This is a genomic window from Streptomyces sp. UF-297 (genome assembly GCF_058245575.1).
In genome coordinates this window covers 79,314-99,366 of record NZ_JBSIBZ010000006.1, presented here as the reverse complement: position 1 = coordinate 99,366, position 20,053 = coordinate 79,314, and the positions used below count along the sequence as shown (strand labels likewise).

The window sequence follows — 20,053 nt, the reverse complement described above, 5'->3', positions numbered from 1 at the left end:
GGATAGCGCCGTGCCCGCTGCCCGCCGGCTACCGGTTCAGCGGCAGCGGAGCGCCCATGACGGCGTACGGGGCGGGGGCGCTGGGGAACAGGACGCGGCGGGCCAGGTCGCGGTAGCCCAGCGAGCGGTACAGGCCGCGGGCCGGGCTCTCGGTGTCGATGGCCGACAGGATGCTGCGCGGCTGGCGGGCCCCGTCGGTGATGCGGGTGATCAGCTCCCGGCCGATGCGCCGCTTCTGGTAGGCGGGGTGGACATGCAGCTCGGTGATGACGAAGGAGTCGTCGAGCCAGTGCTCGGCGCCCGCGTCGCGCAGGTACGGCTCGACGACGGTGGACCACCAGTGGGCACGGTCGTTGGGCATGCCGTAGACGAAGCCGACCAGGCGCCCCGCCGGGGTGGTGGCGCCCAGCGCGTGCGCCCCGGGGCTGGTGAGGTGGCGCAGCACGATGTGGCGGCGTACGCCGATCTCGTCGTCGGTGAGGCCGAAGGCGAGCGCCTGGACGGCGAGCGCGTCGTCCACGCGGGCAGCGAGATCCAGGGGGCCGACCGCGACGTCATCCATGGTCGGGAGCGTACAAGGCCCGGCGAAAGAAGACGATCGGTCGCCGAGGACGGCCGGATCACGGCGGGGCCGGGCCGGATCTGCCGGGTGTGCCCGCTCGGATCAGGACGCTCACAGGACGCTCAGAACAGGACGCTCATGAAAGCGCCGGACTCCTCGAAGCCCACCCTGCGGTAGGCGGCGCGGGCCGGGGTGTTGAAGTCGTTGACGTAGAGGCTGACAACGGGGGCGACGTCGGCGAGGGCGTAGCGCAGCACGGCCGCCATGCCCGTCTCGGAGAGGCCCTTGCCGCGGTATTCGGGGGCCACCCACACGCCCTGGACCTGGCAGGCCTGCCGGGTCGCGGCGCCGATCTCGGCCTTGAAGACGACCTTGCCGTCCTCGACGCGGGCGAACGAGCGCCCCGCGCCGACGAGTTCGGCCACCCGGGCCTGGTAGAGCAGCCCGCCGTCACCGGCCAGCGGCGAGATGCCGACCTCCTCGGTGAACATGGCCACGCACGCGGGCATGATCACGTCCATCTCGCTCTTGCGGACCCGGCGGACGTAGGGATCCGGCTCGACCTCGGTGGCGGGCGAGGAGGTGACCATCAGCGGCTGGCGGGCGCGGACCTCGCGGGCCGGTCCCCAGCTGGGCTCCAGCAGGGCCCACAGCTCGGCGGTGGGGCCCGCGGGGCCGACGATGGAGGAGCAGCGCCGCCCTTGGCGGCGGGCCCGCTCGGCGAAGCCGCGTACCGCTTCGGAGGTGGCGCACACGGGGACGAGGTTGGCGCCCGCGTAGCACAGCGACTCCAGGCGGCCGTCCACGTACCAGCCCCACATCTCGCCGCCCAGGCGCCACGGGTCCAGGCCTGCGACCTGGACGCGGGCGGCGACGAAGGCGTTGGCGACCGGGTCGCGGTCCAGCACCGCCAGGGCGTCCTCTAGCTCTCCGGGCTCGAGGACCTTGGTGGTCGTGGTCGTCAGCACGTGTGGGAAAGCCTCACCGTTACGGGCCTGGGAGGCCAGGCGGGAGCAGGTCACCGAACTGTACCTCTCCGGGCGTTCGGGCACCCGGTCCGCTGCGGGTGCCCGCGGGCGTACGACACATGCGGCGCGGGGCATGCGCGGCGGGCGGCGCAGCGGCGGTACGGAAAAACGGGCGGGCCCCACCGGTCCGTCGTGCGGGACGGGGGCGGGGCCCGAAGGTTCTCGGTGGTGGGCGCAGGGCCCACCGGGGGCGGGTCAGCTGACGGAGACCTCGGGCTCGCCGGAGGGGATGCCGTCCTTCTCCATCTGTTCGGCGATCTTCATCGCCTCTTCGATCAGCGTCTCCACGATCTTGGACTCGGGGACGGTCTTGATGACCTCGCCCTTGACGAAGATCTGGCCCTTGCCGTTGCCGGAGGCGACGCCCAGGTCGGCCTCGCGGGCCTCGCCGGGGCCGTTGACGACGCAGCCCATGACGGCCACGCGCAGCGGCACCTCCATGCCCTCCAGACCCGCGGTGACCTGGTCGGCGAGCTTGTAGACGTCCACCTGGGCGCGGCCGCAGGACGGGCAGGAGACGATCTCCAGGCGGCGCTGCTTGAGGTTGAGCGCCTCCAGGATCTGCAGACCGACCTTGACCTCCTCGGCGGGCGGGGCCGAGAGGGAGACGCGGATGGTGTCGCCGATGCCCTCGCTCAGCAGCGCGCCGAAGGCGACGGCCGACTTGATGGTGCCCTGGAAGGCCGGGCCCGCCTCGGTGACGCCGAGGTGGAGGGGGTAGTCGCTCTGCGCGGCGAGCTGGCGGTAGGCGTTGACCATCACGACCGGGTCGTTGTGCTTGACCGAGATCTTGATGTCGCGGAAGCCGTGCTCCTCGAAGAGGGAGGCCTCCCACAGCGCGGACTCCACCAGCGCCTCGGGGGTGGCCTTGCCGTACTTCTGCAGCAGGCGCTTGTCCAGCGAACCGGCGTTCACACCGATGCGGATGGGGGTGCCGGCGTCGGAGGCCGCCTTGGCGATCTCCTTGACCTTGTCGTCGAACTGCTTGATGTTGCCGGGGTTGACGCGGACGGCCGCGCAGCCGGCGTCGATGGCGGCGAAGACGTACTTCGGCTGGAAGTGGATGTCGGCGATCACCGGGATCTGCGACTTCCTGGCGATGATCGGCAGCGCGTCGGCGTCGTCCTGGGTCGGGCAGGCCACCCGCACGATCTGGCAGCCGGACGCCGTCAGCTCCGCGATCTGCTGCAGCGTGGCACCGATGTCGGACGTACGCGTCGTCGTCATCGACTGCACCGAAACCGGCGCGTCCCCGCCCACGGCGACCGAACCGACCTGGATCTTGCGGCTGACACGGCGGTCGGCGAGCTTGGTCGGTACGGACGGCATTCCCAGTGAAATGGCAGTCATCTGGCGAGCAACCCCAAGGTCTTTGATCTAGGTCCCGAGATCGGCGGGCTCCGGCCACCGAGGTTACGGCACGAGCGTTGCCGTAAGCACATCGATACCCGGCCGCACCGTGGGAGCAGGCGGCCGGGCGGTTGTCCGTCATATGTGCGGTGGCCGGCTGCCGCGGCGCCGTGTACCGCGGCCTGGCGGCCGCTCGTCCTCGAACGCCGGACGGGCCGGAATATTGCCCTGTCCGGCGCCCGAGGAGGACGGCTAGCCCGCCAGTTTCACCGGATTGACGACGTCGGCGACCAGGACGAGCAGGGTGAAGCAGATGAAGATGCCGGCGACGACGTAGGCGACCGGCATCAGCTTGGCCACGTCGAAGGGGCCGGGGTCGGGGCGGCGGAAGACCTTGGCGAAGGCGCGGCGTACCGACTCCCACAGGGCGCCCGCGATGTGGCCGCCGTCCAGGGGCAGCAGCGGCAGCATGTTGAACAGGAACAGCGACAGGTTGAAGCCCGCGACCAGGAAGAGCATGGTCGCCACCCGCTGCTCCGGCGGGATGTCCAGGGAGAAGACCTCGCCGCCCACCCGGGCCGCGCCGACCACGCCCATCGGGGAGTCCTGCTTGCGGTCACCGCCGTTGAAGGCGGCGTCCCACAGGTCGGGGATCTTGGTGGGGAGGTTGATCAGCGACTCGACGCCCTGCTGGACCATGTTGCCCATGCGGTCGACGGACTGGCCGAAGGACTGCGGGACGATGCCGCTGGCCGGGGTGAAGCCGAGGAAGCCCGCGGTGACGAACTCGCCGGGGACGTAGCCGCCGTGGCCGTCGGTCTTGGCGACCTTGTTGGCGATCAGGTCGGCGCGCAGGTCCAGCCGCTTGCCGTCGCGCTCGACGGTGATCGTGGCGGGGCCCGTGGTGTCGCGGATACGGCCCTGGAGGGTGCCCCAGTCGTCGACGGCCGCGCCGTCGAACGCCACGATCTTGTCGCCGGCCTTGAGGCCCGCGGCCTTGGCCGGGGAGTCCTTGGCGCCCGCCGGGCACTTGTTGGTGTTGGCCGAGGCCGCGATGACACAGTCCGAGACCGTGCTGACCTGGGTGGTCTGGGTGCTGATGCCGAAGCCCATCAGCACGCTCATGAAGATCACGACCGCGAGGATCAGGTTCATGAACGGCCCGGCGAACATCACGATGACGCGCTTCCAGGGCTTGCGCGTGTAGAACAGCCGCTTCTCGTCACCGGGCTGCAGCTCTTCGTACGCCGCCGAGCGGGCGTCCTCGATCATGCCGCGCCACGGGGAGGTGGAGCGGGCCTGCAGCTTCCCGTCGTCGCCCGGGGGGAACATCCCGATCATGCGGATGTAGCCGCCGAGCGGGATGGCCTTGATGCCGTACTCGGTGTCGCCCTTCTTGCGGGAGAAGAGCGTCGGCCCGAAGCCGACCATGTACTGCGGCACGCGGATGCCGAACATCTTGGCCGTGGACAGATGCCCCAGCTCGTGCCAGGCGATGGAGAAGAGCAGGCCGACGACGAAGACGACTATGCCCAGGATGGTCATCCAGGTCGTCATGCGCGGGCCTCCGATGTTTCCGGTGTCGTGGTGCCTGCCGCCCGTGCGGCGAGCTCACGGGCGCGGGCGCGCGCCCAGGTTTCCGCCTGCAAGACGTCCGCCACGGTCAGGGAGGTTCCCTTGGCGGGGACGCCGTGCTCTGCGACTACCTCGGCGACGGTATCCACAATCCCTGTGAACGGCAGCCCGCCCTGCAGGAACGCGTCCACGCATTCCTCGTTGGCGGCGTTGAAGACGGCGGGTGCGGTGCCGCCGAGGCCGCCGACGTGGCAGGCGAGGGGTACGGAGGGGAAGGCCTCGCCGTCCAGCGGGAAGAACTCCCAGGTCTGCGCCCTGGTCCAGTCGATTCCGGGGGCGGCGTCGGGCACCCGCTCGGGCCAGCCGATGCCCAGCGCGATGGGCATCCGCATGTCCGGCGGGCTGGCCTGGGCCAGGGTGGAGCCGTCGGTGAATTCCACCATCGAGTGGATGTAGGACTGCGGGTGGACGACGACCTCGATCCGCTCGAAGGGGACGTCGAAGAGCAGATGCGCCTCGATGACCTCCAGGCCCTTGTTGACCAGGGTCGCGGAGTTGATCGTGACGACCGGGCCCATGGACCAGGTGGGGTGGGCGAGGGCCTGCTGGGGCGTCACACCGGCCAGTTCCTTCTTCGTACGGCCGCGGAAGGGGCCGCCGGAGGCGGTGACCACCAGCTTGCGGACCTCCTTGCGCTCGCCGCCGGCCAGGGCCTGGAAGAGCGCGGAGTGCTCGGAGTCCACCGGGACGATCTGGCCCGGCGCGGCCACCTCCTTGACCAGCGGGCCACCGACGATCAGCGACTCCTTGTTGGCCAGGGCGAGCACCCGGCCCGCCCTCAGGGCGGCGAGGGTGGGCGCCAGGCCGATGGAGCCGGTGATGCCGTTGAGGACCGTGTGGCACTCGGAGGCGGCCAGCTCGGTGGCCGCGTCGGGCCCGGCGAGGATCTCGGGCAGCGGCTCCCCCGTGCCGTACCGCGCGCGCAGCGCCTCGCGCAGGGCGGGCACCGCGTCCTCGCGGGCCACCGCGACCGTACGCACCCGCAGCTGCCCGGCCTGCTCGGCGAGCAGGTCGACCCGGCCGCCCGCGGCCGAGAGCGCGGTGACGCGGAACCGGTCGGGGTTGCGCAGCACGAGGTCGATGGCCTGCGTACCGATGGATCCGGTCGAGCCGAGGATCACGATGTCCCGGGGCGTTCCCGGGGCGGTGGCGGGCGCGTCGAAACGCAGGTGCGGATGAGCGAGGGAGTCCGTCATGGACTCCATTGTGGCCGGTCGGGTCCCCGTGCCGGACAGGGACTCCGATCACGGTGGCCGGTGGGGCTCCTGTGGTGCTACCCGGACGAGTGAACTCCGGGCGGTGAACGTGCGGGCCGGGAAGGGCCGGTGGCCCTCCCGGACCCGCGCGCGGTCAGCGGATGGGGCGGTGGACGTTGTCCTTCCCGGCGGGGCCCGGGGCGGCGTCCGCGATCCAGGGGCCGTCGCCGCTGGGGTCGACGATGCCCTCCTCCAGCCACTGGTAGGTGCCGGTCAGGACGCCGGCGGTGACCTTGCGGTCGATGGCGTCGGTGTTGGTCCACAGGCGGTCGAAGAGCTCGTCCACGCGGATGCGGGACTGGCGGCAGAAGGCGTCGGCGAGCTGGTGTGCCTCGCGGCCGTGCTCGTCGGTGGCGCGCAGGTGCTCGGCGCGTACGCAGGAGGCGCTCATGGCGAAGAGTTCGGCGCCGATGTCGACGATGCGGGCCAGGAAGCCCTGCTTGGTCTCCATCCGTCCCTGCCAGCGCGACATGGCGTAGAAGGTGGAGCGGGCCAGTTTGCGGGCGGCGCGTTCGACATAGCGCAGATGCCCGGCGAGGTCGCCGAACTCCTGGTAGGTGTGCGGGAGTTGGCCGGGTCCCGCGACGAGTTTGGGCAGCCAGCGGGCGTAGAAGCCGCCTGCCTTGGCGGCCGCCCTGCCCTTGTCGGCGAGTGACTTGTCGGGGTCGATGAGGTCGCCGGCGACGGAGAGGTGGGCGTCCACCGCCTCGCGGGCGATCAGGAGGTGCATGATCTCCGTGGAGCCCTCGAAGATGCGGTTGATGCGCAGGTCGCGCAGGACCTGTTCGGCGGGGACGGCGCGCTCGCCGCGGGCGGCGAGGGAGGCGGCGGTCTCGAAGCCCCGGCCGCCGCGGATCTGGATGAGCTCGTCGGCCATCAGCCAGGCGGCCTCCGAGCCGAAGAGCTTGGCGAGCGCGGCCTCGATGCGGATGTCGTTGCGGTCCTCGTCGGCCATCTGGGAGGAGAGGTCCAGGACGGATTCGAGGGCGAAGGTGGTCGCGGCGATGAAGGAGATCTTGGCGCCGACCGCTTCGTGCCGCGCGATGGGCTTGCCCCACTGTTCGCGGGCCGCCGACCACTCGCGGGCGATCTTCAGACACCACTTCCCGGCGCCGGTGCACACCGCGGGCAGCGACAGGCGCCCGGTGTTGAGGGTGGTCAGGGCGATCTTGAGGCCCGCGCCCTCGGGGCCGATGCGGTGGGCGGCGGGGACCCGTACCTGGTGGAAGCGGGTGACGCCGTTCTCGATGCCGCGCAGGCCCATGAAGGCGTTGCGGTTCTCCACGGTGATGCCGGGGGCCGCGGCCTCGACGACGAAGGCGGTGATGCCGCCCTTGTGGCCCTCGGAGCGGGGCACCCTGGCCATGACGACCAGCAGGTCGGCGACGACGCCGTTGGTGGTCCACAGCTTGACGCCGTCCAGGATGTAGTCGTCCCCGTCGGGGACGGCGGAGGTGGCCAGCCGCGCGGGGTCGGAGCCGACGTCGGGCTCGGTGAGCAGGAAGGCCGAGATGTCGGTACGGGCACAGCGCGGCAGGAAGGTGTCCTTCTGCTCCTGGGTACCGAAGATCTTCAGCGGCTGGGGTACGCCGATGGACTGGTGGGCCGAGAGCAGCGCGCTGATGGCGGGGCTGGCGGTGCCCACCAGGGCGAGGGCCTTGTTGTAGTAGACCTGGGTGAGCCCGAGGCCGCCGTACTTCGTGTCGATCTTCATGCCGAAGGCGCCGATCTCCTTGAGGCCGGTGACGGTCTCGTCGGGGATCTGCGACTCGCGCTCGATGCGCGCGCTGTCGATCTTCGTCTCGCAGAAGTCGCGGAGCTTGGCGAGGAATTCCTCACCGCGCTCGGCGTCCTGGGTGGCGGGGGTGGGGTGCGGGTGGATCAGATCGAGCCGGAAGCGCCCCAGGAACAGCTCCTTGGCGAAGCTGGGCTTGCGCCAGTCCTGTTCGCGGGCCGCCTCGGCGACCTGCCGCGCCTCACGTTCGGAGACGGAGCGGGTGGGGGTGGATGGTGCGGTCATGAGGGGCTCACCTCGCCGCGGAGTCGGGTCGTGTGCCGGACCGCCCGGGGCTCCGGGCCGCCCGGGTAGCCCGGGTAGCTACTCGCCGGTGCTACTTGTGAGTCTGTACCCGATCCGTACGACTTGCACCAGCCCTCGCGCACGGGAGGAGCACGGCGGCGCGGGCGGGGGTTGCCAAAGCGGGCACTGTCGTAACAGGATTGGTTTCGACAGCGGCGGACCGGGACCGAACGGGGAACGATGAGCGCCAACAGCCGGCTGACCGTGGCCGTACACGTCCTGACCTGGATGGCCCTGGTCGAGCCCAAGCGGCACGACGTGGTCACCTCCGAGGAGATCGCGGGCAGCCTGAACACCAACCCGGTCGTGGTCCGGCGCACCCTGGGCCAGCTGCGCGACGCGGGCCTGGTGTCCGTACAGCGCGGCCAGGGCGCCGGGTGGCGCTCGACCAGGGCGCCGTCAAAGGTGACGCTGCTGGACGTGTACGAGGCGGTGAGCCACGAACCGCTGTTCGCGCTGCACGCCGGGACGCCCAACCAGGCCTGCCCGGTCGGCCGCGGCATCCAGCCCGCACTGCTGGACGCCTACGCGCAGGCCGAGGAGGCGATGAAGAAGGCCCTGGCCGGGCGGACCGTCGCGGACGTCCTGAAGGAGACCCTGGCCTGACCCGGCCCACGAGCGCCGGCCCGAGTGGCCGGCTTCTTTTCCGCCCTTTGTTGTAACCGCTTCTGTTACGTCAATGTCCGTTACGCCGATTTCTGTCACGTACCCCGGCGACGTTCGACGCTTTCCGTCGCCCTCACCCACGGAGGATCCGTGTACGCCCCCCTGCTCGTGCTCGCCGCCGGCGTCTTCGCCATCGGCACCGACAGCTTCGTGATCGCGGGCATCCTGCCCGGGATCTCCCATGACCTGGGTATCTCCACGGCCGCCGCCGCCCAGCTGATCACCGCTTACGCGCTGCCGTACGCGCTGCTCTCCCCCGTGACGGCCGCCCTCACCGCCGCCTGGCCGCGCCGCCGGGTGCTGCTCACCGGCCTGGCCGCCTTCGTCGTCGCCAACCTCGCCACCGCGCTGCTGCCCTCCTACCCGCTGGTGCTCGCCGCCCGGGTGCTGGCGGGCGCGGGGGCGGCCATGGTCACTCCGGCGGCGACCGCCACCGGCGCGATGCTGGCGCCGGCGCACCGGCGGGGGCGGGCGATCGCGATCGTGATGACCGGGCTGAGCGCGGCGACCGCGCTGGGCGCGCCGATCGGCACGGTGATCGCCGGGGCCGGCGGCGGCTGGCGGGTGACGATGTACTTCGTCGCCGCACTGGGCGCGCTGGCCGCGGTGGGGGTGGCGGTGCTGCTGCCCGCCGTACCCGTGCCGCCCGCCGTCGGGCTGCGCGCGCGGCTGGCCCCGCTGCGCGACACCCGTATCGCGCTGACGCTGAGCACCCTGCTGCTGGTCTTCACCGGCCTTTACACCGTCTACTCCTACATCGGCGAGGCCTTCGACCGGGCCACCGGCAACAGCGCCACCACCCTGGCCGCGCTCCAGGTGGTCTGGGGCGTGGCGGCGACGATCGGCACGCTGTCCTCCGGCTCGCTCACCGACCGCTTCGGCAGCCGGCCGGTGATCAACACGGCGGTGGCGGTGGCCGCGGTGGACTTCGCCCTGCTGCCGTGGACCAGTCGGACCGTGGCGGGCTCCGCGGTGGCCCTGGCGGTGTGGGGCGTGTGCGGCTGGGGCGCGCTGGCCCCGCACACCCACCGCCTGATCAGCGCACTGCCGGACGCGGCGCCGCTGCTGACGAGCCTGGGCTCGGCCACGGTGTACGTGGCGGTCTCGGCGGCCCCGGTGGTCGGCGCCGCGGGCATCGCGGCCTTCGGCGCGCACGGCCTGGGCCCGCTCGGCGCCGTCCTGATCGCCGTCGGCCTGGCCGCGGCGGAGGCGACGCACCGGGCCATACGGGCGCGGGCCTCAACTCCGGCTCCGGGCACAGCTGTTACGGAGACAGCGCCGGACACGGCCGTTACGGAGACGGCGCCGGGCACGGCGGACAGCCGCGCCTGATATCCGGCGCGAGGGGAGGGAGCGCCGCGCCCGATGCCCGGCGCGGCGGCAGAGGGAGGCACCCGGGCCCGGTCAGCCGCCGCCCGGCGTGACCAGCCCCGTCTCGTACGCCAGGACGACCGCCTGGGCGCGGCTGCACAGGTCGAGCTTGGCCATGGTGCGGTTCAGATGGGTCTTGACCGTGGCCTCGCTGATGACCAGGCGGTCGGCTATCTCGGGGTTGGACAGGCCCCTGGCGGTCAGCCGCAGCACCTCCAACTCCCGGGCGGTGAGCGCCTGGAGGGCCCCGGGGGCGCTCGCGGTGGCGCCGTCGAGGTCGTGCTGCTGGGCGTAGGCCTCGATCAGACGGCGGGTGACGCTCGGCGCGAAGAGCATGTCGCCGCCCGCGACGGTGGCTATGGCGGCCAGCAGCCGCTGCGGCGGGGTGTCCTTGAGCAGGAATCCGCAGGCGCCGGCGCGCAGTGCCGCGTAGACGTACTCGTCCAGGTCGAAGGTGGTCAGCACGACGATCTGCGGGGGCCGGTGGCCGCTCTTCGCGGCGTCGTCAAGGATCCGCTCGGTGGCCGCGATGCCGCTGAGGCCGGGCATCCGGATGTCCATCAGGACGACGTCGGGGCGGTGTTCGGCGGCGAGGGCGATCGCCTCCTCGCCGTCGCAGGCCTCCGCCACCACCTCCATGCCGGGGGCGGCGCGCAGCAGCGCGGCGACGCCCGCGCGGATGAGTATCTGGTCATCGACCACGAGCACCCGGATCACGCTCTGTCGTCCCTTCCCCCGGCGGACCCGATCCCGCCGCGGTGTGGACAGGGAGGGTGAGCGACACCCGGAAGCCGCCGTCCGCCAGCGGTCCCGCGGCCAGGGTGCCGCCGTAAATCCTGGCCCGCTCGCGCATCCCTATCAAGCCGTGCCCCGAAGAGCCGTGTGCTTTGGCCGCTTTGGGGTGGGTGTGGGCCCTGGACCCGGGCGCCGCCGGGCCGTTGGTCACCTCGACGGTGAGACGGTCGGGGGCGTAGGCGAGGCACACCTCGGCCCGCTCGCCGCCCGCGTGCTTGAGGACGTTGGTGAGGGCTTCCTGTACGACGCGGTAGGCGCACAGCTCCACGCCGGGAGCCAGGGTGCGCCGCTCGCCCGTCGTGCGCAGCTCGACCGGCAGCCCGGCGCCGCGCACCCGCTGGACGACCTCCTCGATGCGGTCCAGCCCGGGCGTCGGCCGGCAGGGCTGCGCCTCCTCCCCCTCGGCCCGCGCGCCGGTGCCGTCGCGGTCCGACTCCCGCTCGCCGGACATCTGCTGGGGGTCCACCCGCAGCACCGCCAGCAGCCGCCGCATCTCCTCCAGCGCCTCGCCGCTGGTGCCCGCGATGGTGGCCAGCGCGCGCCGCGCGGTGTCCGGGTCGGAGGCGAAGACATAGTCGGCCAGGCCCGCCTGGACGGAGATGACGGACATGTGGTGGGCGACGACGTCGTGCAGTTCGCGGGCGATGCGCACCCGCTCCTCGGCGACCGCGCGGCGCGCGTTCTCCTCGCGCTCGCGGCGCAGCTGCCCGGTCAGCTCGGACAACCTCCGGTTGCGCGCGGCCAGTTGGCGGGCGTTGTCGCCGAATCTCCACATCAAGGCGGGCACCACCAGCGCCTGGGCGACGACGGTGGCCATGTCGCTGTAGGGGGTGGCCAGTCCCGCCGCAGTCCAGACCAGGGTCATGGTGGCGGCGCAGACCAGGGCGTGGAGCGTACGGCAGGCGACGGCGACGGTGTAGAGCGCCAGCATCAGCGCCCCGCTGTTGACCACCGGCCAGAAACCGGCCGCGATATAGGCCAGCCACAGCAGGGTGGTGGCGGCGAAGACCGCGCGCGGGGCGCGGCGGCGGGCGGCGAGGGTGAGGTTGACGGCGCAGATCAGCGCGTAGCCCAGGGCGTCGGGGCGGTCCCAGTAGCGGCCCTCGGGCGGGCGTTCGGCGGCGAGCAGCAGCGCGACGGTGGTGAACGCCAGCGCGATCACCGAGTCGACCAGGAGCGGCGGGACCTTGCCCAGCCGCCCCCGCAGCTCTCGCGCCGCCCCAGCCATCAGCATCGCCGCAGCGTATCTCCGGTCCGGGCGCCGGGGCACCGAACCGGCCGCCGGCCCCGGCATACCGCCGAAGTCGCAGCCGCCCGTGCGGCTACCCCGTAAGTAGCGGCCGCGATTCCACCTCTGACGGGACGACCGCGGGTGCGCCGGGACCGTACGGTCGAAGTCCGGTGCACGCGGGGAGACGGCACCGGCGGGGGACGGCCGGACGGGGAACGGGGGAACCGGGTTACGGGGGAAGGCGGCGGGCTCCGGAAACAGGGTGCCGGAGCCCGCCGCTCCCCGTCCGGCCGGTCAGTCCTCGGGGGTGAGCAGCCCGCGCTGGTAGGCGCGCACGAGCCGGATGGGGACCATGTGCTGCCTGCCGTCGATGGTGACGGGTACGAGACCGGGGGCGGCCGCCTTCCAATGGGAGCGGCGGTGCCGGGTGTTGGAGCGGGACATCTTGCGCTTGGGGACAGCCATGGCCTTCCTTCGGTCGGGGCGACCGCCAGCCTACATGAAAATGATTTTCATGCGCCAAGGGTGTCGGGGCCGCACGCACGACGGCCGGGGTGCGCCACCGCGCGCCCCGGCCGTCGTCAGGCCTCTCTCCCCTGCAGGCTCCTCTACAGGTCCAGGCCCGTGAGCACCATCACGCGCTCGTAGGTGTAGTCCTCCATCGCGAAACGCACGCCCTCGCGGCCCACGCCGGACTGCTTGACGCCGCCGTAGGGCATCTGGTCCGCGCGGTAGGAGGGCACGTCGCCGATGACCACGCCGCCCACCTCCAGCGCGCGGTGCGCGCGGAAGGCCGCCTGCAGGTCGTGGGTGAACACCCCTGCCTGCAGGCCGTACTTGGAGTCGTTGACCGCCGCGAACGCCGCGGCCTCGCCGTCCACCTTCTGCACCGTCAGGACCGGCCCGAAGACCTCCTCGCGGGCGAGGGTGGCACCGGCCGGGACGTCGGCGAGCACGGTCGGGGCGTACGAGGCGCCCTCACGCTTGCCGCCGGCCAGCAGCCGGGCGCCGGCGCCCACCGCCTCCTCCACCCAGGACTCCACGCGCCGGGCCGCGTCCTCGCTCACCAGCGGGCCGACCTCGGTGGCGTCCTCGGACGGGTCGCCGGTGACCTGCGCCTCGACGGCAGCGACGATCTTGGGCAGCAGCCGGTCGTGGACGGAGGCGTCTGCGATGACCCGCTGGACGGAGATGCAGGACTGGCCGCCCTGGTAGTTGGAGAAGGTGGCGATGCGCTGCGCCGCCCAGTCCAGGTCCGCCTCGCTGGAGAAGTCGGGCAGGACGACGGCGGCGCCGTTGCCGCCGAGCTCCAGGGTGATGTGCTTGCGCGGCGCGGAGTCCAGGATGGCGTAGCCGACCTTCTCCGAGCCGGTGAAGGAGACCACCGGCAGCCGCTCGTCCTGGACCAGCGCCTCCATACGGTCGTTGGGGACCGGGAGGATGGACCAGGAGCCGGCCGGCAGATCGGTCTCGGCCAGCAGTTCGCCGATGAGCAGGCCGGAGAGCGGGGTGGCCGGGGCCGGCTTGAGGATGATCGGCACACCGGCCGCGATGGCCGGGGCGACCTTGTGGGCGCACAGGTTGAGCGGGAAGTTGAAGGGCGCGATGCCCAGGACCGTGCCGCGCGGGAAGCGGCGGGTCAGGGCCAGGCGGCCCGCGCCGCCCGCGTCGGTGTCCAGGCGCTGGGCCTCGCCGCCGTTGAAGCGGCGGGCCTCCTCGGCCGCGAAGCGGAAGACGGACACGGCCCGGCCGACCTCGCCGCGGGCCCACTTCATGGGCTTGCCGTTCTCGGCGGAGATCAGCCGCGCGATCTCCTCCGTACGCTCCAGCAGGCGCCGGTGCACATGGTCCAGGGCCGCGGCGCGTACGTGGGCGGGGGTGGCGGCCAGCTCGGCCTGCACGGCGACGGAGGCCGCGACGGCCTCCTCGACCTGGGCCTCGGTGGGCACGCTGACCGTGCCGACCAGCCGGCCGTCCCAGGGAGAGGTGACGTCGAAGGTGTCCGCGCCGGTCGCCCGGCGACCGGCGAGCCAGAAGGCATGGGTGGAGGTCACGTGGATCCCGGCCCTTCCGAAGTGGTGGGCGGCCCGGCCTGGGCCGTACTTGCAGGCTTTCCCCCACCGTAGGGGGGCACGGCGGCGCGGTCGTTTGTCCGGCGCGGAGTACTGCGGCGGCGCGCTGTGCCGCTTTGGCGGGGGGCAAGCGCCTTCGGCGGCGCGGCCCGGTCTCACTCCCCGGGCGCGCCGGGCTCCGCGGGCACCGAGGTCGCCTTCAGCGCCAGCCACAGCTCCATGCGGACGTCCGGGTCGTCCAGGGAGCGGCCGAGGATCTCCTCCACCCGCCGCATCCGGTAGCGCAGGGTGTGGCGGTGCACGCCGAGGTCGGCGGCCGCCGCGTCCCACTGACCGTGCCGGGAGAGCCAGGCGCGCAGCGAGGCGACCAGGTCGCCGCGGCCGGTGGCGTCGTGGTCGCGCAGGGCGCGCAGCATGCCGTCGGCGAAGGCGCGCACGGCGTCGTCGGCCAGCAGCGGCAGCACCGAGCCGGCCGCGACGTCCTCGTGCTCGACGAGGGTGCGGCCGCGGCGGCGGGCGACGGAGAGGGCCTGTTCGGCCTGGCGGTAGGCGTGGGCGGCGGCCATCGGCCCGGCCGGCGCCGACAGACCCACGGCCAGTCCCTCCTCGGCCGCCTCCGTACGCGCGGCGCGCCCCCGGGAGCGGGGCCCTGCGCCCGTACGGGCCTGGACGGCCGCGGCGTGTTCGGCGCAGGCCCGGACCGCCGCGCCGCCGTCCACGGCCAGCACGATCAGCCGGGGGCCGTCCGGGACGGCGAGCACCGCCTCGCCGGTACGGGCCGCCGCCGACTCCATGGCGTCGGCGAGCGCCTCCAGCGCCGCCGGGCTCTGCTCGGGCGCCTCGGCGTCGACGGCGGCGGGCTCGGCCACCACCACGCGGAAGGGCGCGTCCAGCAGGGAGCCGTACAGCGGGCCCGCCACCGCCCTGGCGTGGTCGGGTTCGTTGGCCAGCAGCATCCTCAACACCGCGGCGCCCAGGCGCTGTTCGGCGGCCTGCAGGGAGCGGGAGCGCTCGGTGGTGAGGGTGAGCAGGGCCACCGCGGAGTGCACGGCATAGCGCTCGGCGGTGCCCAGCGGGGCGCCCGTACCGACCGCGAGGACCCCGCGCGCCCGGCGGCCCGTGCCCAGGGACTGCAGCTCGACGCGGTCCTCGCCGTCCGCGTCGGCGACCACCGCGCTGGCCGGGGCCGGGCGCTCGCGCAGCCGGGCGGCGTCGTCGGTGAGGCGGGCGGCGCGGCGGGCCGCCCACTCGGGGGCCGCGGCGGCCACCGCGCCGGAGGCGTCGTACAGCGCGACCCAGCCGTCCAGATGGGCGGCGAGACGGGCCAGCAGCCCTTCGGGGCCCTCGGCGCTCAGCGCGGCCCGGGTCAGCTCGCGCTGCGCCTCGAATCCGGCGGTCACCGCGCGGTACTGGTCGGCGGCTACGGCGGCGGAGACGGCCTTGCTGATGGCGATGAAGGGGGTGCGGCGGGGGACGTCCAGCAGCGGCAGCCCCTCCTCCTTGGCGGCCGCGACCAGCGCCTCGGGCACCTCGTCGTAGTTGACGCCGGCCGCGAAGCCCAGGCCCACCACGCCCGCCTGCGCGATGCGCCGCACATATCTGCGGGTGGCCTCGGGGTCCTCGGCGTCCAGTTTCAGGGCGGTGATCAGCAGCAGCTCCCCGCCCTCCATGTACGGCACCGGGTCGATCAGCTCGCTGGCGTGGGCCCAGCGCACCGGGGTGCTCAGCCGGTCCTCGCCCGCGAGCACGGTCAGCTTGAGCGCGGAGTGGTTGACCAGGGAGGCGAGCGTGTGAGGCATGGGACCTTCGATGCGGCGTCGATGCTGCGCGGTGGCGGGGCCGGTGTGAACGGTGAGCGGGCTGGTGGAGGGCTGGTGAATACGCCGTCCCGTATGACGGCCACTCTCGATTCTGCCTCAGCGGAGGAATGCGGGGCATGCCTTCGGCACGGGTTGTCACGGGCCGCCGGGTCCGCGGTTGACCCGTACGGGAACGCCCCGTACGCCGAGGGGTCACCCGAGCGGCCCTGTCGCAGTCCGGTGCGGTGCGGGCCGCGCCCCAAAAGGGCGCGGGGAACTGCGCGACCAGCCACGACGTACCCGCGGACGGCACACCGCACATCCAGCGCAGCGCCTACCGCCCCAGATCCACCAGCACCGGCGGTGTGTGCTCGCCGCGCACCGAGGTCACCGAGAGCACCGCGTGCCCGGCGGGCAGCGCGTTGGCCAGGTCCGAGGCGGACCAGCGCTCGCGCTCGACGGTGCGTACGGTGACGGCCTTGGCGGTGACCATCTTGCCGGTCACCAGGTGGCGGATCATGTGCAGCGCCTTCATCGCGGCGCCCTCCGCAATGATTTGACGGTCCGTCACATCCTTGGTCTGCACCCACTCCTTGCCCCACACCTCGGCGAAGCGCGCGCCGTCCCAGGTCGTCACGCCCGCGAACGCCATCCGGCAGCCGACCGCCCCCAGCAGCGCGCCGCGCAGCGACTCGGGGACGTCGTCCAGCCCGCTCAGGGTGAGCACCGCGCCCGCGTGCGCCGAGCGCAGCCGCTGCAGGCCGCGCAGCGACTCGGGGGTGACGGTGCGCGCCGCGTCGTCGATCACCAGGCAGGCGAACAGCGAGCGGTCGCCGCGGGCCGCCGCACCGGCCGTGAACTGGGCCAGCACCAGCCGCGCCAGCATCCGCGAGGCCTCCGCGTGGCCGCGCTCGGGCAGGTCGACACGGATGCGCAGCGGGCGGTCCAGGGCCCGCAGCGAGACCTGCCGGCTGCCGCCCCTGGGGTCGAAGAACTCCGCGAAGGCGGGGCGGTCCAGCAGCGCGAGCCGGTCGGCGAGCAGCGTGCCGGGGTCCTCGGCGCGGCCCGACTGCCGTGCGCGGGCGTCCAGTTCGCGCAGCAGGGTGTGCTCCCGCGCCACCTCCAGAGCGGTGCGCAGCGCGGCCAGCGCCTCGGCCGAGCCGTCCAGCAGCTCGCGCAGCTCCGGTACGGAGGGGAAGCGGCCGTGCGCGGCCCTGAAGGGGCCCAGCAGCTGGGCCAGCGCGGTGGCGGCGCGCCTGCTGTCACCGCCGGGCAGCGTCGGGGCGAGGTCGCCGACCAGCGCCTCGGCGAGGATGCCCGCCGCCTCGTCGGGGTCGCCGGTGCCGCCGTACAGATCGAGGTCGGCACCCGGCCCCGGACGGCCGAGGCGTACGACCTCGTCGAAGGCCTCGTCCGGGCCGAGCCCCGAGCCGGCCGCGCCCACCGCCACCACGGTGGCGTGCCCGGCCAGCGCCTGCAGGCACATCGACTCCACTACGGGCCGCACCAGGCGGGTGGTCTTGCCGCAGCCCGCGGGCCCGACGGCGAGCAGGGAGGTGCCCAGCAGCGCCGGGTCCAGCGCGCAGCCGGTGCCGCGGTGCTGGTGGGGGTTGCGGTCCAGGTCGGCGGCGGTGCCGATGCGCACCTGGCCGGCCAGCAGATCGTGCTCGGCGCTGCGGTGGGGCACATCGCGCTGCCCGGAGAAGTGCGCGCAGGCGGCGGCGCCGTGCCGCAGCACGGTGTCGGTGAAGGAGGCCAGGGAGTTGCGCCCGGCGCGCACCGAGTGCCAGGCGCGCTCGATACGGGCCGCGTCGACGTCGTTCATCAGGCCCGCACCGGCCTCGGCGGCGAGCCGCTCGGCCGCGTCCACCGCGCCCGCCGCCCGCAGTTCGGGCCACTGGGCGCGGTCGGCGGCGGGCTGCGGCGGCGCCTGCGGCCGCTGCTCCTTGGCCTTGCGCACCAGGGGCCGTACGTAGCGCCGCCACACCTCGGGCCAGCGGCCGATGCGCCCGAAGAAGACCAGCAGCCCGGCGATGATGAGGGCGTAATAGGCGTAATAGACCACGGCGTTGGAGACGCGGTCGCCGCTGAACCGCCAGGAGTCGGGGGTCAGCAGCTCCAGCGGGAGGAGCCACCAGCCGCCCAGGTAGCCGTTCCACAGCAGCGACCAGATCAGCCAGCCGCACAGCAGCGAGATCACCGCGCCGCTGATCAGCTGCCGCCCGGGGACCCGCTCGGTGTCCTCGGCGGTCCGGGGCCGGTGGCCGAGCGTCCAGATGCCGGGGGCCGCGGCCGGGCGGGGGGTGCGCAGCCACTGCACGAAGGGGGACGGCGGTGCCTGCTGCGGCCCTTGTGCCGCGGGGGCCGCGGCCTGCCGCTGGTGGACGGTGGGCGGGGCCGCGGGCGGCGGGGGCGGCGCGGCGGGCTTGAGCGGCGCCCCCGTGGGCGCCAGGGGCGCTGCGGGCGGGGCCGCGGGCCGCGGTACCTGCCCGCCGCCCGCCTCCCATCCCGCGCCCGCGCCGGGAGAGCCCCCCTGCGGCCGGCCCTGCCGTGCGTTGTACGTGCCCTCGGTGTCCATCCGTGCCCCTCGTCCCCCAGAGCCCTGACCAGCGTCGTGCCTGCACTCGTCGCCCGATGGTCGCGCGAGGAGCGCCGCTCAATCTAGTGGCCGCGCCCCGTCGCTATGTCCGGTGCGGACAACGCAACACGCGCACTTCTCCCGAACGGAACATGCCGCACCCGGCGGCCCGCCCCTAGCCTGCGAGAACAAGCCGAGCAGCAAGTCGCTACGTACGTGCCCGTTCCACTCCAGGAGACTGCCATGACCGAACTGTCCGGAGGCCCCGCCCTCCCCCAGGAGCGTCGCGTCGTCACCGCGATCCCCGGCCCCAAGTCCCAGGAGCTGTGGGCGCGCAAGCAGGCCACCGTCGCCTCCGGTGTCGGTGCCGTGCTGCCCGTGTTCGCCCAGCGCGCGGGCGGCGGTGTGCTTCAGGACGTGGACGGCAACTCCTTCATCGACTTCGGCTCGGGCATCGCGGTGACCTCGGTCGGCAACAGCGCCGAGGCCGTGGTGCGCCGCGCGAGCGCCCAGCTGGCCGACTTCACCCACACCTGTGTGATGGTCACGCCGTACGAGCCCTACGTCGAGGTCTGTGAGCGGCTCGCCGAGCTGACCCCGGGCGAGTTCGCCAAGAAGTCCGCGCTGTTCAACTCCGGCGCGGAGGCGGTGGAGAACGCCGTGAAGATCGCCCGCGCCTACACCAAGCGCCAGGCGGTCGTCGTCTTCGACCACGGCTACCACGGCCGTACGAACCTCACGATGGCGCTCACCGCCAAGAACATGCCCTACAAGAACGGCTTCGGCCCCTTCGCGCCCGAGGTCTACCGGGTGCCGCTGGCCTACCCCTACCGCTGGCTGACCGGCCCGGAGAACTGCGCGCAGGAGGCCGCCGAGCAGGCCATCTCGCAGATCACCAAGCAGATCGGCGCGGACAACGTGGCCGCGATCATCATCGAGCCGGTGCTCGGCGAGGGCGGCTTCATCGAGCCGGCCAAGGGCTTCCTGCCCGCCATCGCGAACTTCGCGAAGGAGAACGGCATCGTCTTCGTCGCGGACGAGATCCAGTCCGGCTTCTGCCGCACCGGCCAGTGGTTCGCCTGCGAGGACGAGGGCATCGTGCCCGACCTCATCACCACCGCGAAGGGCATCGCGGGCGGCCTGCCGCTGGCCGCGGTCACCGGCCGCGCCGAGATCATGGACGCCGCGCACGCGGGCGGCCTGGGCGGCACCTACGGCGGCAACCCGGTGGCCTGCGCCGCGGCCCTCGGCTCCATCGAGACGATGAAGGAGCTCGACCTCAACGCCAGGGCACGGCGCATCGGCGAGATCATGAAGCCGCGCCTGGAGGCGATGGCGGAGAAGTTCGACATCATCGGCGAGGTCCGCGGGCGCGGCGCGATGATCGCCATCGAGCTGGTCAGGTCCGGTACGAAGGACCCCAACCCCGAGGCCACCGCGGCCCTCGCCAAGGCCTGCCACCAGGAGGGCCTGCTGGTGCTGACCACCGGCACCTACGGCAATGTGCTGCGCTTCCTGCCGCCGCTGGTCATCGGCGAGGGCCTGCTCACCGAGGGCCTGGACATCCTCGAAGCCGCCCTGGCCACGGTGTGATCCCTGCGGTGTGACCTGCACGGTCCGATCACACACA

Annotated in this window: 15 protein-coding genes; 3 read left to right on the top strand and 12 right to left on the bottom strand. The window is 73.2% G+C overall.

All coding sequences use genetic code 11. The features are described from left to right. Positions 1 to 28: 28 nt before the first annotated feature. The 6 genes from AC4IJH_RS06015 to AC4IJH_RS05990 form a co-directional block, all read right to left on the bottom strand. Positions 29 to 562, bottom strand: a complete 534-nt coding sequence (locus tag AC4IJH_RS06015) for a GNAT family N-acetyltransferase (protein ID WP_490850464.1) — start codon at positions 560 to 562, stop codon at positions 29 to 31. Positions 563 to 684: 122 nt separating this feature from the next. Then, complete coding sequence (locus AC4IJH_RS06010; RefSeq protein WP_490850463.1) at positions 685 to 1,530, bottom strand: GNAT family N-acetyltransferase; 846 nt, start codon at positions 1,528 to 1,530, stop codon at positions 685 to 687. 255 nt (positions 1,531 to 1,785) lie between these two features. Then, positions 1,786 to 2,940 carry a flavodoxin-dependent (E)-4-hydroxy-3-methylbut-2-enyl-diphosphate synthase gene (gene ispG, locus AC4IJH_RS06005; protein WP_490850462.1) on the bottom strand — a complete coding sequence of 385 codons (1,155 nt, stop codon included), beginning with the start codon at positions 2,938 to 2,940 and terminating at the stop codon, positions 1,786 to 1,788. Positions 2,941 to 3,192: 252 nt separating this feature from the next. Beyond that, positions 3,193 to 4,497, bottom strand: a complete 1,305-nt coding sequence (locus AC4IJH_RS06000; protein WP_490850461.1) for a M50 family metallopeptidase — start codon at positions 4,495 to 4,497, stop codon at positions 3,193 to 3,195. After that, positions 4,494 to 5,771, bottom strand: a complete 1,278-nt coding sequence (gene dxr / locus AC4IJH_RS05995) for a 1-deoxy-D-xylulose-5-phosphate reductoisomerase (RefSeq protein WP_490850460.1) — start codon at positions 5,769 to 5,771, stop codon at positions 4,494 to 4,496. The genes AC4IJH_RS06000 and dxr overlap by 4 nt, the downstream gene beginning before the upstream one ends. A gap of 154 nt (positions 5,772 to 5,925) precedes the next feature. Next, positions 5,926 to 7,851, bottom strand: a complete 1,926-nt coding sequence (locus tag AC4IJH_RS05990; protein ID WP_490850459.1) for an acyl-CoA dehydrogenase family protein — start codon at positions 7,849 to 7,851, stop codon at positions 5,926 to 5,928. A gap of 240 nt (positions 7,852 to 8,091) precedes the next feature. Between AC4IJH_RS05990 and AC4IJH_RS05985 the strand changes: the two genes are divergently transcribed. Together AC4IJH_RS05985 and AC4IJH_RS05980 are read left to right on the top strand one after the other, a co-directional pair. Continuing rightward, a complete protein-coding gene (locus AC4IJH_RS05985; RefSeq protein WP_490850458.1) occupies positions 8,092 to 8,517 on the top strand; it encodes an Rrf2 family transcriptional regulator in 426 nt (141 codons plus the stop codon). A 150-nt stretch (positions 8,518 to 8,667) separates the two neighbouring features. Then, positions 8,668 to 9,909 (top strand): MFS transporter, encoded by a 1,242-nt coding sequence (locus AC4IJH_RS05980; RefSeq protein WP_490850457.1) that lies wholly within the window; start codon positions 8,668 to 8,670, stop codon positions 9,907 to 9,909. A 72-nt stretch (positions 9,910 to 9,981) separates the two neighbouring features. Here AC4IJH_RS05980 and AC4IJH_RS05975 read toward each other — a convergent pair whose 3' ends face one another. The 6 genes from AC4IJH_RS05975 to AC4IJH_RS05950 all read right to left on the bottom strand — a co-directional run bounded on the left by AC4IJH_RS05975 (position 9,982) and on the right by AC4IJH_RS05950 (position 18,423). Further along, positions 9,982 to 10,665 (bottom strand): response regulator, encoded by a 684-nt coding sequence (locus AC4IJH_RS05975; protein WP_490850456.1) that lies wholly within the window; start codon positions 10,663 to 10,665, stop codon positions 9,982 to 9,984. After that, positions 10,640 to 11,977: a sensor histidine kinase gene (locus AC4IJH_RS05970; protein ID WP_490850455.1), complete on the bottom strand. Its 1,338-nt coding sequence runs from the start codon at positions 11,975 to 11,977 to the stop codon at positions 10,640 to 10,642. Before AC4IJH_RS05970 ends, AC4IJH_RS05975 begins: the two co-directional genes overlap by 26 nt. Before the next feature lie 291 nt (positions 11,978 to 12,268). After that, on the bottom strand, positions 12,269 to 12,439 hold the full coding sequence (gene rpmF, locus AC4IJH_RS05965) for a 50S ribosomal protein L32 (protein WP_490850454.1): 171 nt from the start codon (positions 12,437 to 12,439) through the stop codon (positions 12,269 to 12,271). Between the two features lie 143 nt (positions 12,440 to 12,582). After that, the gene (locus tag AC4IJH_RS05960) at positions 12,583 to 14,028 is read right to left on the bottom strand and encodes an aldehyde dehydrogenase family protein (RefSeq protein ID WP_490850453.1); all 1,446 of its coding nucleotides are present in this window, start codon (positions 14,026 to 14,028) and stop codon (positions 12,583 to 12,585) included. A gap of 173 nt (positions 14,029 to 14,201) precedes the next feature. Further along, positions 14,202 to 15,845, bottom strand: a complete 1,644-nt coding sequence (locus AC4IJH_RS05955) for a PucR family transcriptional regulator (protein ID WP_490850452.1) — start codon at positions 15,843 to 15,845, stop codon at positions 14,202 to 14,204. A 334-nt stretch (positions 15,846 to 16,179) separates the two neighbouring features. After that, positions 16,180 to 18,423 carry a type IV secretory system conjugative DNA transfer family protein gene (locus AC4IJH_RS05950; protein ID WP_490850451.1) on the bottom strand — a complete coding sequence of 748 codons (2,244 nt, stop codon included), beginning with the start codon at positions 18,421 to 18,423 and terminating at the stop codon, positions 16,180 to 16,182. Positions 18,424 to 18,666: 243 nt separating this feature from the next. On the opposite strand from AC4IJH_RS05950, the gene gabT reads away from it, so the two are divergent. Next, a complete protein-coding gene (gabT, locus tag AC4IJH_RS05945) occupies positions 18,667 to 20,016 on the top strand; it encodes a 4-aminobutyrate--2-oxoglutarate transaminase (RefSeq protein ID WP_490850450.1) in 1,350 nt (449 codons plus the stop codon). Positions 20,017 to 20,053: the final 37 nt, after the last annotated feature.

Bases quoted from the DNA above. Each gene is read 5' to 3' on its own strand.
- rpmF (WP_490850454.1), bottom strand. From the start codon at position 12,439: ATGGCTGTCCCCAAGCGCAAGATGTCCCGCTCCAACACCCGGCACCGC.
- AC4IJH_RS05955 (WP_490850452.1), bottom strand. From the start codon at position 15,845: ATGCCTCACACGCTCGCCTCCCTGGTCAACCACTCCGCGCTCAAGCTG.
- AC4IJH_RS05990 (WP_490850459.1), bottom strand. From the start codon at position 7,851: ATGACCGCACCATCCACCCCCACCCGCTCCGTCTCCGAACGTGAGGCG.
- AC4IJH_RS05950 (WP_490850451.1), bottom strand. From the start codon at position 18,423: ATGGACACCGAGGGCACGTACAACGCACGGCAGGGCCGGCCGCAGGGG.
- dxr (WP_490850460.1), bottom strand. From the start codon at position 5,771: ATGACGGACTCCCTCGCTCATCCGCACCTGCGTTTCGACGCGCCCGCC.
- gabT (WP_490850450.1), top strand. From the start codon at position 18,667: ATGACCGAACTGTCCGGAGGCCCCGCCCTCCCCCAGGAGCGTCGCGTC.
- AC4IJH_RS06015 (WP_490850464.1), bottom strand. From the start codon at position 562: ATGGATGACGTCGCGGTCGGCCCCCTGGATCTCGCTGCCCGCGTGGAC.
- AC4IJH_RS05970 (WP_490850455.1), bottom strand. From the start codon at position 11,977: ATGCTGATGGCTGGGGCGGCGCGAGAGCTGCGGGGGCGGCTGGGCAAG.
- AC4IJH_RS06000 (WP_490850461.1), bottom strand. From the start codon at position 4,497: ATGACGACCTGGATGACCATCCTGGGCATAGTCGTCTTCGTCGTCGGC.
- AC4IJH_RS05985 (WP_490850458.1), top strand. From the start codon at position 8,092: ATGAGCGCCAACAGCCGGCTGACCGTGGCCGTACACGTCCTGACCTGG.
- ispG (WP_490850462.1), bottom strand. From the start codon at position 2,940: ATGACTGCCATTTCACTGGGAATGCCGTCCGTACCGACCAAGCTCGCC.